13 protein-coding genes are annotated in these 15,091 nt (G+C 48.8%); all 13 read right to left on the bottom strand.

Features of this window, described 5'->3' with window-relative positions:
• A partial coding sequence (locus QVP67_RS11965; RefSeq protein ID WP_288180166.1) for a nitroreductase family protein occupies window positions 1-418 on the bottom strand: 418 nt, incomplete at its 3' end.
• Between the two features lie 245 nt (window positions 419-663).
• Window positions 664-1,782 carry an HpaII family restriction endonuclease gene (locus QVP67_RS11960; protein WP_022163801.1) on the bottom strand — a complete coding sequence of 373 codons (1,119 nt, stop codon included), beginning with the start codon at window positions 1,780-1,782 and terminating at the stop codon, window positions 664-666.
• Between the two features lie 38 nt (window positions 1,783-1,820).
• Window positions 1,821-2,420, bottom strand: coding sequence for an IMPACT family protein (locus QVP67_RS11955; protein WP_022163800.1), 600 nt, complete (start codon window positions 2,418-2,420; stop codon window positions 1,821-1,823).
• Between the two features lie 10 nt (window positions 2,421-2,430).
• The gene (locus QVP67_RS11950) at window positions 2,431-3,387 is read right to left on the bottom strand and encodes a D-2-hydroxyacid dehydrogenase (protein ID WP_022163799.1); all 957 of its coding nucleotides are present in this window, start codon (window positions 3,385-3,387) and stop codon (window positions 2,431-2,433) included.
• Window positions 3,388-3,428: 41 nt separating this feature from the next.
• Window positions 3,429-4,703, bottom strand: a complete 1,275-nt coding sequence (locus tag QVP67_RS11945; RefSeq protein WP_022163798.1) for a replication-associated recombination protein A — start codon at window positions 4,701-4,703, stop codon at window positions 3,429-3,431.
• Window positions 4,704-4,723: 20 nt separating this feature from the next.
• Window positions 4,724-7,309: a DUF5686 and carboxypeptidase-like regulatory domain-containing protein gene (locus QVP67_RS11940; RefSeq protein ID WP_071150741.1), complete on the bottom strand. Its 2,586-nt coding sequence runs from the start codon at window positions 7,307-7,309 to the stop codon at window positions 4,724-4,726.
• A gap of 164 nt (window positions 7,310-7,473) precedes the next feature.
• Window positions 7,474-8,742 carry an NADH:ubiquinone reductase (Na(+)-transporting) subunit F gene (gene nqrF, locus QVP67_RS11935; RefSeq protein WP_022163796.1) on the bottom strand — a complete coding sequence of 423 codons (1,269 nt, stop codon included), beginning with the start codon at window positions 8,740-8,742 and terminating at the stop codon, window positions 7,474-7,476.
• Window positions 8,743-8,761: 19 nt separating this feature from the next.
• On the bottom strand, window positions 8,762-9,388 hold the full coding sequence (gene nqrE, locus QVP67_RS11930) for an NADH:ubiquinone reductase (Na(+)-transporting) subunit E (RefSeq protein WP_022163795.1): 627 nt from the start codon (window positions 9,386-9,388) through the stop codon (window positions 8,762-8,764).
• A gap of 90 nt (window positions 9,389-9,478) precedes the next feature.
• The gene (locus tag QVP67_RS11925; RefSeq protein ID WP_022163794.1) at window positions 9,479-10,114 is read right to left on the bottom strand and encodes an NADH:ubiquinone reductase (Na(+)-transporting) subunit D; all 636 of its coding nucleotides are present in this window, start codon (window positions 10,112-10,114) and stop codon (window positions 9,479-9,481) included.
• Window positions 10,115-10,118: 4 nt separating this feature from the next.
• On the bottom strand, window positions 10,119-10,808 hold the full coding sequence (locus QVP67_RS11920) for a Na(+)-translocating NADH-quinone reductase subunit C (protein ID WP_022163793.1): 690 nt from the start codon (window positions 10,806-10,808) through the stop codon (window positions 10,119-10,121).
• A gap of 15 nt (window positions 10,809-10,823) precedes the next feature.
• Window positions 10,824-11,993 carry an NADH:ubiquinone reductase (Na(+)-transporting) subunit B gene (locus tag QVP67_RS11915; RefSeq protein ID WP_022163792.1) on the bottom strand — a complete coding sequence of 390 codons (1,170 nt, stop codon included), beginning with the start codon at window positions 11,991-11,993 and terminating at the stop codon, window positions 10,824-10,826.
• Between the two features lie 39 nt (window positions 11,994-12,032).
• Window positions 12,033-13,382, bottom strand: coding sequence for a Na(+)-translocating NADH-quinone reductase subunit A (locus QVP67_RS11910; protein ID WP_022163791.1), 1,350 nt, complete (start codon window positions 13,380-13,382; stop codon window positions 12,033-12,035).
• Between the two features lie 198 nt (window positions 13,383-13,580).
• Window positions 13,581-15,091 (bottom strand): efflux RND transporter permease subunit (locus tag QVP67_RS11905; protein WP_288180165.1); only part of this gene is annotated, 1,511 nt, incomplete at its 5' end.

Below are 15,091 nucleotides of genomic sequence, written 5' to 3'. Positions count from 1 at the left end.
GGTCACACGTCTGTCCGGGCTGATTGATCCAGCAAGAGTCAATGCCGAGGGAGGTAGCGGCCAGAAAAATGTTCTCAAGTGCACAGGCACAATCGAAAGGAGTCAACGAGCTGTCTGCCTTGCCCGAAACAATCACCAGCGTAGGAGCATGATAGTAGCAGCAATACGAATCGCTGTGGCCACGCTCCTGCCACTGCGGATTATCACTTGCAGCAAAGGCTTCCTTTACTTTGTCGTTGAGCTGGCGCAACAGATCGGCATTCTGGATGGCTGTAAAATGCCAGTCCTGAAAATTCATACCACTGGGAGCATGAGTCGCAGCCTCCAATATCAAAGACAAGTCCTCGACAGAAACTTGCTTTTCGGTGTAGACACGTGTACTGTGACGTGCCTTGATGTTCTGTAATACTTCGTTCATAATAATAATTTAAGTTTCGCAAGTGCTCAACTTATTAGTTGACAAGGCTTCAGTCAACAAGTCTACTGGGCTGGAATGCCCCGTTTGATAAAGTTCCGCTTGAAACGGCTCGCTACAAACACCTTGTCAACTCGTTAACTTGTTGCTCGCCAACTGCAACTTAAGCTTGTGAAAGTTGAAATAATAATATGTTTTATTATATCGTTTGATATTTCTCAAACTGTCCAGTCCCCAAAGGACAGACGTCAGCGTTTCACCAGCCCTATCTTGGCATTCAGTTTGAAATAATAGCTGCCATTCTCCCTTTCCAGGAATCCGTATTTGTCCTTGTCAAGCGAGCCCTTCTCGAAACGGGTATTCTGAAAAAGGAAATCGGCAAACACCTGATAGCGGGAACGGTGATAACAGATTACCTCCCCCTTGCCATCGGTCAGCAGCATGCCTTCGACAGCCGAGTCGGTACCATTATAGATTTTGGCCGGACGCATGCCCAAAGCCAAGGCCATGAGGAACTGTTTCATCTTGTACTCATAGAAATGATGTTTCTGAATCAGTTCGTCCTTTATCTTCAGCGGGTTGATTTCACGGATACGTTCGGTCAGTTCGCTGACGCGGGTAATGCCTTCCAGATGCATCAGCCGGACCATCTCGGCCAGCATGCGCGGAAAGTGAAGATCGATCATCAGCAGATTGCAACGGAACACCCGATCGGCTACATCGGCATACTTCAGTACACCGCCCAGGCGCTCTATCATCAGCATGCGGTCGGCCACCTCGTTAGGAGCTTCGGGCAGGGCATTAATCTTGTTCACCGTAGGTACGGCAAACTTTATCCCCGTCTGTTCGAACTTCAGATTGGCTGTACGTCCTCCGTCAAGCAAAGGATTCATCGGACTGAGACGGCAACGGACGGCAAACCCCATAAGAGGCGCATCGGCATGCCAGAATGCGATAGAAAAATCGGTACGGTCGTCGGTGCGGGCTTCGAGGTCGTAGATGCAGACCGCATCAAGAAAAGCCTCCAGGCTGTCATCGACTTCCACTTCTTCGCCCGGCAACTTCAACAGATCCAGCACAAGTGTGGCAGCAGTTGCAAAGTCTTCGCGCGGGAAGTGACGCTCACTGTCGGGACGGGGCAGAAAATTTCCGTTCTTTTCCAGGCTTCCGGAGACCGTCCGGATGTCTTCGCCTACATAATAACGGCGGGTGCCATCGTGCTCTTCACGTTGTATCATGGCCACAGGCCAGCGTTCGCCCTCATCGGCCACAGCTTGTGGAGTGCCCATTGCGACTACGCCATCAGCCAATAAGCGGAAAAAGGTATAAATCTCGCCCAGTTCTCGTTTGGTTGCGTTGAAAGACATACTACTTTATAATATAAATGAAATAAATAATCTATCATTTACTCCGGATAACGGAGGGTTTCTACTTTTTCGAGCCGCGCTTTAAGGGCAGGCATCAGCGAACGGCGGATGCGAAGTGTCATACTGCAATCCATGTCATAAGCCTGTTGCACGATTTCGGGATTCATCTCCTTGACAACACGCATCACATCGTTCATAAAAGGATACTCGAATAGAAAAGACACCACATCGTCCACCGTTCGCTCGACAAACTCCGCAGCCGCAATGGCTTCGGCCGCTGCTGCCTTGTAGGCTTGTATCAGTCCGCTGGTCCCCAGCTTGATGCCACCGAAATAACGTACTACCACAATCAGGATGTCCGTCAGTTCGTTGGAGTTGATCTGTCCCAGTATCGGCTTTCCTGCCGTGCCCGAAGGTTCTCCGTTGTCGTTGGCCCGGAAGTCTTTCCGCTCGTGCCCCAACATGTAGGCATAGCACACGTGGCGGGCATCGTAATACTTCTTCTGACAAGCTTCGAGATGCACCTTGATTTCGTCTACCGTACGCACAGGAAAAGCCATGGCTATGAACTTACTGCGCTTCTCGGTGTATATACCTTCGGAAGGAGCAACAATGGTCTTATAGGTATCTTCACTCATCGGTACTGTTTCACTTTGCAACATTATTGATAACCTTGCCTTCTATATACCCTTTCAGGTTGTCGAGCAAGATTCCCATCAGCCGTTCGCGAGCCGCAGCACTTGCCCAGGCTATGTGGGGAGTGATGTAGCAGTTGCGGGCTGTCAGCAACGGATTGTCGGCCTTAGGAGGTTCCTGCGAAAGCACATCCAGTCCGGCTGCATAGATCTGTCCGTTGTTAAGCGCATCGGCCAGATCCTGCTCGTTGACCAGCTGTCCACGTCCGGTATTGATAAGGATGGCTGTAGGCTTCATCAGTTTTAAACGCGCTGCATTGACCAGCTCGCGTGTCTTGTCGGTCAGCAGGCAGTGAAGGCTGATGACGTCGCACTCGCTGAACAGCTGGTCCAGCTCCATTTTCTTGATCTCGGGTGGAAGCTGGAAAGAGGATTTGGAGGTATATGCATACACTTCCATGCCAAAACCGATGGCTATGCGTGCCGTCGTATATCCCGTATTGCCCAGTCCTACGATACCCAGCTTCTTGCCACGCAGTTCGATAAGCGGTGTATCCCAGAAGCAGAAGTCCTTGCTGGAAGTCCAACGTCCCTGATGTACCGCTTCGGAATGGTGCTGCACCTGCTGAGCAATGTTCAGGATATGGGCAAAAACCATCTGCGCTACCGAATCGGTGCTATACGAAGGTATATTGGTAACGATAATGCCGCGTTCGCGGGCTGCATCGATATCAACGATGTTATATCCGGTAGCCATCACTCCGATATATTTCAATTGTGGCAATGCAGCCATCATTTCGGCTGTAATGACAACCTTATTGGTCAGCACCACCTCGGCATCGGCGGCACGTTCAAGTACTTCTTCAGGAGCAGTACGGTCATAAATGACACATTCGCCCAAAGCCTTCAGTTCATCCCAGGAAAGGTCTCCCGGATTGGCGGCATAGCCGTCTAATGCTACAATTTTCATAGTTCTACAATTTTATTCTGTTATTATTATCATTCACTCTTTCATTTCTTCTTAAAACGCTCGCCCCACAAAGCTTGCATACGGTCACTGTGTTTCTGCTCCGCTGCATTGTCCTGCGGCTGCCAGATGCGATGCTCCTTCAGGTCGTCGGGCATAAACTGCTGGCGGACAAAATGTCCCGGATAGTCGTGTGCGTACTTATAGTTGTCGCCATAGCCCAACTGTTTCATCAGCTTGGTAGGAGCATTGCGCAAGTGCAGGGGGACAGGCAAGTTACCCGTCTGCCGGACAAGTTCCAGTGCATCGTTGATGGCGTTATAAGCCGAATTGCTCTTGGGGCTGGTAGCCAGATAAATCGTTGTCTCGGCCAAAGGGATACGTCCTTCGGGCCATCCGACCTTCATCACCGCATCGAAACAGGCATTGGCCAAAAGCATGGCATTAGGATTGGCCAGGCCGATGTCTTCGGAAGCCGAAATAACCAACCGGCGGGCTATAAACGCCGGGTCCTCCCCACCCTCGACCATACGGGCCAACCAGTAGATAGCCGCATCGGGATCGCTGCCACGAATAGACTTGATGAAAGCGGATATGATGTCGTAGTGCATTTCGCCATCCTTGTCGTAAGCAAGCGGATTCTGCTGCAAGCGGTCGGTCACCAGCTGGTCGGTAATGACAACCGGATCATCCGACTCGGACGAAACAACCAGATCGAGAATATTGAGCAACTTACGGGCATCGCCACCACTGTAGCGCAACATGGCTGTTGTCTCGCGAAGTTCGATGGTACGTTCGCGCAATACCACGTCGGTAGTAATGGCGCGGTTCAGCAGTTCAAGCAGGTCGTCCTTTTCAAGCGACTTCAGCACATAGAGCTGGCAGCGCGACAACAACGGACGGATAACCTCGAAAGAAGGATTCTCGGTAGTGGCTCCAATCAGCGTAACAACTCCCTGCTCGACGGCTCCCAGCAACGAATCCTGCTGCGACTTGCTGAAACGATGAATTTCGTCGATGAAAAGAATAGGACTGGCCTGCGAGAAGAAACGGTTGCTCTTGGCACGGTCTATCACGTCACGCACGTCTTTCACGCCGCTCGTAACAGCGCTCAATGTGTAGAAAGGAGTCTCCAGCTTATTGGCTATGATTTGTGCCAAAGTTGTTTTTCCTACTCCGGGAGGGCCCCACAATATGAAGGAAGAAATGCGCCCGGCATCGATCATCTTGCGTAATACAGCTCCCTGGCCAACTAAATGTTTTTGGCCGATGTATTCATCTAATGTCTTAGGCCTGAGCCTTTCTGCTAATGGTTGCACGTGTACTTCCTTTCTTTTCTTTAGAATATCGTCAATATCATAAAACGTATGCCATCTTTCTGTACCCCCGGCATATTGGTATAGGTCAGACGCCGGACATATTCGATATGTATCAGCTTGAAGATGTTATATATTCCCACACTTGCTTCGACATAAGGCGTCTTGCCCATCACGTAACTGGTTGGCAATCCGTTGCGCATCGGAAACAGGAACAGGTCGGGATTGTTGCTCTTGTACGGATTGTTCTTGTCTGTCAGTGTTCCCCACAAGCCCCGGATGCGGAAACGCTCGCGCCACTTCAGGCGCTTGATAAGCGGAATACGGTTGAAGAGTTTTCCGTTCATGTCATAGCTCAGTGCCAACGACGCATAGCGGTCGTTCAAGAACTCCATATTGTCAATGAGGTTAAATGACTCATTATTCTGGGTAATGTACGAAAGATTGGCCATAGGCAGATTCAGCAAGGGGAACGGAACCGTGTTCCATTGTGCGCCGGCACGGGCCGTAACATCCAGCTTGCCCCACGAGCCAAACCATATACGCTTACGCAAACTGAGTTCTGTCAGGTTGAAGTTGTATTCTCCACCCAGCACTCCTTTAAAGCCGGCCGTATGCGACAGTGTGAATACCGGAGCATCGAGCGACACCGGTACACGGCGCTGCTTGGTATTGACAAACGTCTCGCCGGGAGCATAGCGCAACGTAACTCCCAGTTCGGTGGTAGTCATGTCGTGCACCAGCGTATTTGTGGCATCCCACTGGCCGGCCACCTTGCCATTGTTCTTCCAGTACTGCAACACGCCGGCAGGCTGGTCGTTGCGGTGGCGTGCCATGGCCATTACGGAAAATCCGCTATTGGTTTCAAGCTCATAAGTCAGCGTAGCATCGCGTATATAGGACATCTGGTCGACAGTGGTCCACTTCCATCCGACAAACATATTATCCTTATCGGTCATCAGATACTTGTCCATAGGCGACATGACGTCGTAAGTATACTTAAAGGCCAGATAATGTTTGGGGAACTCCCACAGCACATATTCGCGCTTGTTGAAAGAATAGGCCGCCTGACCGGAATAAAACCATTTCTTGTCTTTCGTACCATAGGCTCCATAGCCGCTGAAACTCCAGTGTGGATGCAGGTTTCCGGTAGTCATAGCACTCAGACGGAAACGGGTACCGTTGACATAGTTACTGGTAATCATTGTATTGATAGGACCAATATCCACTTTGCTCGGATGCTCTTTGCTACCTGTTTCCACGAAATTCTCGATCAGCGCCTTGGCACCGAAAATGACGTATTTGAAACCTGGTATCTGCTCAATCCGGTTCATGAATATGTCCATGTTGCTCTCTTTCTTGGTGAGAGGAACCTGCCGAACCTTGGCCCAGTATTCATCACTCTTGGCCAGCATATTGGCTTCCTTGATAACATTTCCTTTCAAACGGAAAAGCCGCGGTTCTATTTCATCGAATTTATAATCCGTATATTTGGTGGTACGTTGCACTTCCAGTCCCTGAATGCCTTTCACAAAAACCAGTTCCACCGTCATATCATCGTCGGTCAGCACCCAGTTACCGTCGGGCAGCTGCTCATATTCCTGAACGATATCCATATTATCCACAAAGTTCACCCCCGTTCGTTTGGGCAGATTCATAGTACAGCGTTTCACTGCATACGTAGAGTCTTTCACCACATACAAATGTCCGGTAAAGCCAAAGTCTTGCGGATTCTGAGGCACAAAAGTCAGGTGCACACACTCCTGTTTGTCCACCATCAAGGTATCCATCAGGTAATATTTGTAGAAAGTAATGGCTCCCCGACCGATGGGGCTCACAAAACGGCGTTGCAACAGACGGATATCATCATCGTAGATATTAATGTCCGAAAAGACATCATTCAAGATAGTACCCAGCATATCGCCGGTATTGAAGAACTCTTCGATACCGGTTGAATTCATTCCTTCAATGATGGTCTTCTCGCTTTTCGGACTCTTCCGGTAAATGGTTCGGGAAGCCGTTTCCTTAATCGAAATGGGAAGGATCATCTTGTTGGTCTTGGGCGAGACTTCTACCTGGTCTTTGAAGAAAGAGAATTTCTTATAGATGCCTTTTTCCATCTTCTCCGGAGTAACATCGTTGATGGACATCTTCATCTTCTCGTACTTCTGGTACTGGTAATAGTCATTTTCTTCCAGCTTCAAAGCCTTCTTATTGGCAATTACTTTTCGCATGAAATCCACGGCAGGATTATTCTTACGCGAATATTTTTCCTTTTTGGGCTTTACTACGACTTCGGACAGCATCACATCAGCCGGTGCCAATTGCACATTAAGAACCTTGGTATCCGGAGTCAGCTTCACCCGCTTTGTAATATATCCAATAGCTGAAAACATCAGCTCATCCCAGCCCTTACGTGTCTCGACTTGATATTCACCCTCGGCATTCGTTATGGCGCCCACTCCTTTTCCCTCGTACTGAACGGTAATATACATCAGAGGCTCATTGGTCAAGGAATCCGTAACCACACCTTTTATCTGGGCAGAAGCGTCAAAAGATATGAATAAAGACACCAGACAGAAGAATAAAACGGTATATATATGCTTCATACATTCCATAATCAGACCGCAAAGTTACGAAATTACCGCCAAACCCAAAACATTTATAATCCTAAAGAAACAAGACGAATGTTTATCTATATAAAAACGACGGAGCGACAACTGTTTCGAAATCCAGTTACCGCTCCGCATTTATCCAGTTTCAGGCAGGTTAATTATCCGCCGAAGTTATCGTACATAATGCTGGATGACTCAACACCCAGACCGTCAAGCATGTTGACCACAGCCTTCGACATCGGGCCAGGACCACACATGTAGTATTCAATATCTTCGGGAGCCTCGTGATTCTTCAGATATGTGTCGTACATAACCGTATGAACGAAGCCCGGAGTATACTTCACGCCTGCAGCATCGGCAGCAGGATCGGGACGGTCGAGTGCCAGATGGAAGTGGAAGTTGGGGAATTCTTTTTCCAGTCCGAGGAAGTCGTCCAGGTAGAATACCTCGTTCAAGGCACGTGCACCGTAGAAGTAGTGCATTTCGCGGTCGCGAGTATTCAGCGTCTTGGTCATGTGCATGATTTGTGCACGCAACGGAGCCATACCGGCACCACCACCTACCCAGATCATCTCCTTCTTCGAGTCGAAGTGCGGATGGAAGTCTCCGTAAGGACCACTCATCGTCACCTTGTCACCCGGTTTCAGGGTAAAGATGTAAGAAGAAGCGATACCCGGATTAACATCCATAAAGCCACTGCGGTCGGGCTTGAACGGAGGAGTAGCGATACGTACTGTCAGCATGAACACATCACCCTCGGCCGGATAGTTGGCCATAGAGTAAGCACGTACGGTAGGCTCAGGGTTGACACACTTCAACGGGAAGAGGCCAAACTTCTGCCATGCCGGCAAATACTCGTCGCCGATAAGGCCTTTATCGATATCCTTGTCATAATCCATCGCGAATGCAGGAATCTTGATCTGTGCATACGAACCCGGCAGGAAGTCCATATGGGCACCGGCAGGAAGCTGCACTTTGAATTCCTTGATAAAGGTAGCCACGTTTTTGTTGGAGATAACGGTACATTCGTACTCTTTTACTCCCAATACGCTTTCGGGAACCTTGATTGACATGTCACCCTTCACCTTAACCTGACAACCCAGACGCCAGTGGTCTTTCTGTTGTTTACGGCTGAAGTGAGGAACTTCAGAAGGCAGAATTTCACCGCCACCTTCTACAACCTGACATTTACATTGTCCGCACGATCCTTTTCCACCACAGGCAGAAGAAAGATACACACCATTAACAGCCAAGGTATTCAGCAACGTACCGCCAGATGCAACATCCAGCACTTTGTCGCCGTTCATGGTAAGTTTCACGTTTCCTGAAGGCACCAGGAAGTTCTTGGCAACCAGCAGAATTATCACAAGCAACAGAACAACCACCAGGAATACTCCAATGCTTGCTAATATCATATTCATATCCATTGTCTTATTCCTTTCTTTATTAGATGTTCAAACCAGAGAAACACATAAATGCCATTGCCATGAGGCCTACTGTGATAAACGTAATACCCAGACCTTTCAGCGGGGCAGGAACGTCTGAATAAGCCATCTTTTCGCGAATGGCAGCCAGACCTACGATAGCCAGCAACCAGCCCAGACCCGAACCAAGAGCGTAAGAGATAGAATCCCAAACGTCACCGATGTACTTCGGATCGCTTTCGCCCAGCGTAATACGCTGCTGCATGAACAGAGAGGCACCCATGATGGCACAGTTAACGGCAATCAGCGGCAGGAAGATACCCAACGAGGCATACAATGAAGGGCTGAAACGCTCTACAATCATTTCTACCAGCTGTACGATAGCTGCAATCACGGCAATGAAAAGAATAAAACTAAGGAAACTCAGATCCACGCCCTCGACAAGAGCATTGGGACCCAGCACTTTAGTCTGCAACAGATAGTTGACCGGCAGCGTAACCACCAACACGAAGGTTACCGCAATACCCAGTCCGACGGCAGTCTTCACGTTCTTTGACACAGCCAGGTACGAACACATACCCAGGAAGAACGCGAATATCATGTTGTCCACGAAAATGGAGCGGACGAATAAACTTAATAAATGTTCCATAATTTACCTTGAATTGAGAATTTAGAATTAAGTATTAAGAATTTCCCATAACGGATTCTTCATTTTTCATTCTTCATTCTTCATTATATATTATTTATCTTGCAACTCTTTATGACGCGAACGCTGGTACCAGATAATGCAGGCAAGGATGATCAGTGCCATAGGCGGCATCAGCATCAAACCGTTGTTCACGTAACCGATCTTCTGAAGGGGTTCGTAATTCAGGATATTGAATCCGAACAGCGTACCCGATCCGAGCAGCTCGCGGAAGAAAGCTACAATCACAAGAATCTTGGCATATCCCAAACCGTTTCCAATACCGTCGAGGAAAGATTCCCACGGACCGTTCTGCATGGCAAATGCCTCCAGACGTCCCATCAGGATACAGTTGGTAATAATCAGACCCACGTATACGGAAAGCTGAACGCTTACATCATATGCAAATGCTTTCAGAATCTCGCTCACGATGGTTACCAAAGCGGCAACTACTACCAGCTGAACGATGATACGGATACGATTGGGAATGGTCTTACGGATCAATGAAATCACTACATTGGAAAAAGCAGTGATCACGGTTACGGAAAGACCCATTACGATAGCCGGCTCCAGTTTGGCAGTTACGGCCAAAGCCGAACAGATACCCAATACCTGTACGGTAACAGGGTTGTTCATTCCAAGCGGAGTTGAGAATACTTCTTTATTCTTTTTCGAAAACAACTGTCCCATATTCTTATTCCTCCTCATTATTATTGGTTAAAAAACTCTTGTAACTGCTCAGACAATTCTTCAGCATGGCGTCAACACCAACCGAGGTAATGGTACCTCCCGAAATTCCGTCCACCTGATATTCCGGTTTTTCTACCTTACCGTTCTTCACGACGCCTAAGGCAATCTCACCGTTCTCTAATGTCTTCTTTCCGGGGAACTCGCTCTGGAAATGTTCACCGGCAATTTCAGCACCCAGACCCGGCGTCTCGCTGGCATGCGAGAAGTATACACCGTATACGGTATCCTTATCGCCGTTCAAAGCCACATATCCCCAGATGGCACCCCACAAACCGGCACCGTAAACGGGGAATACATACTTGGTTTCACCATCAACCTCGGCTACAAACACGTGCAGACGATTGTTTTCTTTAGCTTCTTTCTCGAAAGCAGTCACAAACTTGCCGGTGTATTCGGTCAGCGAACCGTCTTCGTTCACCAGCATGTCGCTCTTTACATATTTATTATATTCGGCTTCGGCATCCTTCACCTCCTTCACGTTGAGGGCAGCAAGAATCTGCTTCTTCGTATCGAGCTCTACATTCTTGTTCTGAGTCTCTTTCAGCGAAGAGCTTACGAATGCCAGCAGGAATGCAACGATAATCACCATTACCGAAGCATAAATGATAGTATAACTATTGCTATTGGTATTCATTTTCTTTCGGTATTTTTAGCGGTTAGACTTAGTTGCACGTTTGGCACGGTTGTTGATGTTGCTCTGCACTACACAGTAGTCGATCAGCGGAGCAAAGATGTTCATCAGCAGGATGGCCAGCATCATACCTTCGGGATAACCGGGGTTGAGCACACGGATAATGATAGCCATTGCACCGATCAGGAATCCGAAAATGTATTTTCCGGTCTCGGTACGTGCTGAAGTAACAGGGTCGGTAGCCATAAACACGGCACCGAAGCAGAAACCACCGAGCACGAGGTGTTCGTACCAGGGCATCTGTGCCATCGGGGTGTCAGGACCAACGGTATTGAATACCCATGCCATAAACGCACCACCTACGAATACGGAGAACATAGTCTTCCAGCTGGCAATGCCGGTCCACAGCAACAGGATGGCACCCAAAGCAATGGCAATGACACTGGTCTCACCGATAGAACCGGGGATAAGACCGGTCACCATGTCCCACGAGAATTCGGGATAAGCGCCTGTCGTAGAAGCCACACCGAGCGGAGTAGCCACCGTCAGACCGTCGACCTGCTGTCCAAGGCCACAGATAGAATCGCCTGAAACCCAAACAGCATCACCTGACATTTTGGTAGGATAAGCAAAGAAAAGGAATGCACGGGTGATCAAGGCTACGTTGAACACGTTCATACCTGTACCACCAAACACTTCTTTGGCAAAAATAACGGAGAATGCAGTAGCAATGGCCAGAATCCACAACGGACAATCAACCGGCACAATCATCGGAATCAGGATACCCGATACCAGGAAACCTTCCTGAATCTCTTCCTTCTTCCATTGGGCAACAACGAACTCAATGCCCAGACCTACTACATACGAAACAATGATTTTCGGCAATACGGCCAGGAAGCCATAGCCAAACATCTCAATAAAACTACCGGTTGCGCCAGTAGCATGGAAGTGCTGATAACCCACATTGTACATACCGAACAGAAGTGCCGGTATCAGCGCAATGACTACCATAGACATGATACGTTTGCTGTCGATGGAGTCATGAATATGCGTTCCCGATTTCGAAGTGGTGTTAGGCACGAACAGGAATGTTTCGAAACCATCGAACACCGAACGAAATGCGTGGAATTTGCCGCCCTCTTCAAAGTTAGGCTTTATCTTGTCGAGATAATTTCTTAACGCTTTCATTAATATTCTGCTATTTTATAAATGTTTCTGATTCGTGAATTACGCCATTTCGGCACGGAGCATGTCAAGACCCGCACGCACGATGCGCTGAACTTCGACCTTGGACGAACATACAAATTCGCAAAGGGCAAAATCTTCGGGAGCCACTTCGTAAATACCCAAAGCCTCCATGCGGTCAATGTCACCGGCAATGATGGCTTTCACCAGGTATTCCGGATAAATGTCCATCGGGAACACGCGGTCGTATTCGTTCGACATGATCATGTGACGTTCGCCTCCCTTCACACGGGCATCAATCACATATTCTTTCTTACCCATCAGCCAGCTGAAGTAAGAGTGGCTTACGCTGAACTGATTGAAACGCGGCATAATCCATCCGAGCATTTCGTGTGTTTCGTCGCCTTCGGGGATAACGGTGAGCTGGCTGTCAAAAGCACCCAGATAACCGTTCGGAGACACTTTCTTTCCGGTCAGCACGTTACCGCTGATATAACGCAGGTCCTTGTCGGTAGTGACATTTCCCTTGAACACGTTGGTCAGCAGCGCACCGACTTTCAGCTTGCAATAAGCAGGTTTCAGGACTTCGCTTCCTGTTACGGCCACCGTGCGGGTCAGGTCTACCCGACCTGTATTCATCAGACGGCCGATGAAGATAACAGCTTCGGCACCAATCGTCCATACTGTTTCACCTTTCACAATCGGCGAAATGTGGTTGATCTGCACACCTACATTACCGGCAGGATGCGGACCGTCGAAAGCCGTGATGGTTACATTCTTTGCACCTGTCAGAGCTGCACTCTTCTGCTTCACGCTGATGCTCAGGTAAGTCTTGGCCATCTTAGCCAAAGCGTCGAGTCCTGTCTGGAAGTTCTTCTCCTCGCCTTTCAGGGCAAACTCGAAATTGGGAGCCAGCGGATTGCTGTCGAATGCCGATACAAAGATTGCTTTCGGAGCAACTGTCGGATCGGCGATCACATCGTAAGGACGCTGACGGATGAAAGCAAACATACCGGCTTTCAAGAGAGCAGCTTTTACCTCCTCTGCGTTCATCTTCGACGGATCCATCTTGCCGAACTCCTCGTAATCCTGTTCTGTAGCAGCTTCTACTACGATGTTCAACACCTTACGGCGTGCACCGCGCTCCACGCTTGTCACTACGCCACTCACGGGCGAAACAAAATTTAATTCGGGATGATTCTTGTCAATAAACAAGGGTCCTCCGGCCATCACATATTCCTGTTCTTTGACCACCACTTTCGGAGTGATACCGGTAAAATCATCGGGAACCAATGAATAGAATCCCGGCTCTTTTACGGTAACAAGCTCTTCCGCGGCTTTGCCTTTCAGGTTGATGTCAAGGCCTTTGCGTAACTTAATTACATTTGCCATGCGTTTATCTAAAATAATGGTTTCATTAAATTTGCGGCAAAAGTAACAAAAAAGAATGTGAATAAAGAGTAAAAGTTAAAGGAATTAAAGAGAAATTTCCGTAATACATTCCGTTAACGAGCACGAAGTTACTGTTTCACGTACAAAACAAGGGCTGGACATGCCTGCCACCCCTTGTCTGCGTACCCCACACGACTATCATTTTTTCACTGTCTTCGGGGACTTATCCTTCTTCAGGCAAAGCAACGGAAGGAAGAAAAAAATACCGATGACCGACATCACCAGTCCGCCGATCGTACCTGCTGCCAACGGAAACCAGAAACCTTCCTTTTCGGTACCTACCATGAATGGAATAAATCCTAACACGGTAGATATCACTGTCAGGAAAATCGGAACAATCTTCGCATTCCAAGCCTTCACATAAGCATAATATCGGGACATGTGCGGGAAGCGCCGGCAAATGCCATTGTATTCGTTCAGGATGTAGATACTCGCATTGACCGTAATGCCACACAACAATACAAATGAGGCAAACCCTCCCTGGTCGAAGTTCAGCTGGAACCAATAGAACGTCAGGAACACGCCGATGTACGAAACCGGTATGATGAATATAATGGCCAACGGTTGCTTCAGCGAGTTAAACAGGATGCTGGTCGTACAGAAAATGATGGCTATCACGATGAGCAGAAGCAAATACTGCTTGTTGATGCCTCCGCCCCACCCCCATGTCTGGCGCTCCGACTCGGCCGTATACCCCATCGGGAGCAGCTTTTTGATGGCTTCCAGATCGCGTTCCTGCACCCGGTTACCCATTTCGTACGAACCGATATATTCGTATTGCAGACACAGGCGGTACTGCTGGTTCTCCTTCGCAATGTTCTGGGGCATCTGTCCTTTCTCCACCACAGACAGGTCGGACAGCTTATACTGCTTGTCGGCCGAATAGCCGTAAGGATAGTACTGCATGGCCCAACTGTCGTACTCGCCCGACTGCCTGGAGGACAGATTCAACCGTTCCGAACCATTCTCGGTAGGAACCGTGCCCACCGATATGTTTTTACTGAAAATAGGTTCCACGGCATTGAACAGCATGCTTGCATTGACTCCTTCTTCTGCCATGCGCTGCTTGTCCAAATCGAAATAGAACTCCTGGTAATCGTCCTTCCACCACGAAAACTCCGAGTTGATGGTGACTTCCTTTATACGCCGGTGGGTCAGCAAGGTGTCTTTCAGCGCTTCGGCCCATTTGTACAGCTCGTCGTAATTGTATCCGTACATGCGGATGCGGTACGAACCGGCACTTTCGCGCACGTCGTTGCTGAAGCCCTGATCCTGCAGACCGTAAACGCTCCAACTGCCTCCACCCAGCTCCAGTGCTTTCGAGATGATGCCCGCTTTCAGCGTATAGGGGAAACCGCTTTTTTCTGCTTCCTTCTTGAAATAAACGTTGATGCTGGCCCGGCGGGCATTGTAAACATTGGTCTGGAACTGCCTGATTTCGCTGAACTGCGTCAGATAGGTTTCCATCCGCTTCACCAGCGTGTTCATCTGCTCCAGCGTGCTGCCGTTGGGCAGATTGGCATTGGCGGTCAGCACCACTTCCTCGTTGCGGGTAAAGTAACTGCCTTCGTACACCTTCTCCACAAACAGCCGCCAACTGCCTCCCAAGGCTTTGTCCACGATGGGTTTCACCGATTCCTTGTATGTGG

Source organism: Bacteroides sp. CAG:633, assembly GCF_000435115.1.
Taxonomy (GTDB): domain Bacteria; phylum Bacteroidota; class Bacteroidia; order Bacteroidales; family Bacteroidaceae; genus Bacteroides; species Bacteroides ndongoniae.
The sequence above is the reverse complement of the archived record's forward strand: the minus strand, read 5'-3'. Positions and strand labels throughout refer to the sequence as shown.

What these genes read in the sequence shown, in the direction of transcription:
- QVP67_RS11960 (WP_022163801.1), bottom strand. Translation starts at nt 1,782, where the DNA reads ATGTCTTTCAACGCAACCAAACGAGAACTGGGCGAGATTTATACCTTT.
- QVP67_RS11955 (WP_022163800.1), bottom strand. Translation starts at nt 2,420, where the DNA reads ATGAGTGAAGATACCTATAAGACCATTGTTGCTCCTTCCGAAGGTATA.
- QVP67_RS11950 (WP_022163799.1), bottom strand. Translation starts at nt 3,387, where the DNA reads ATGAAAATTGTAGCATTAGACGGCTATGCCGCCAATCCGGGAGACCTT.
- QVP67_RS11940 (WP_071150741.1), bottom strand. Translation starts at nt 7,309, where the DNA reads ATGAAGCATATATATACCGTTTTATTCTTCTGTCTGGTGTCTTTATTC.
- nqrF (WP_022163796.1), bottom strand. Translation starts at nt 8,742, where the DNA reads ATGGATATGAATATGATATTAGCAAGCATTGGAGTATTCCTGGTGGTT.
- nqrE (WP_022163795.1), bottom strand. Translation starts at nt 9,388, where the DNA reads ATGGAACATTTATTAAGTTTATTCGTCCGCTCCATTTTCGTGGACAAC.
- QVP67_RS11925 (WP_022163794.1), bottom strand. Translation starts at nt 10,114, where the DNA reads ATGGGACAGTTGTTTTCGAAAAAGAATAAAGAAGTATTCTCAACTCCG.
- QVP67_RS11920 (WP_022163793.1), bottom strand. Translation starts at nt 10,808, where the DNA reads ATGAATACCAATAGCAATAGTTATACTATCATTTATGCTTCGGTAATG.
- QVP67_RS11915 (WP_022163792.1), bottom strand. Translation starts at nt 11,993, where the DNA reads ATGAAAGCGTTAAGAAATTATCTCGACAAGATAAAGCCTAACTTTGAA.
- QVP67_RS11910 (WP_022163791.1), bottom strand. Translation starts at nt 13,382, where the DNA reads ATGGCAAATGTAATTAAGTTACGCAAAGGCCTTGACATCAACCTGAAA.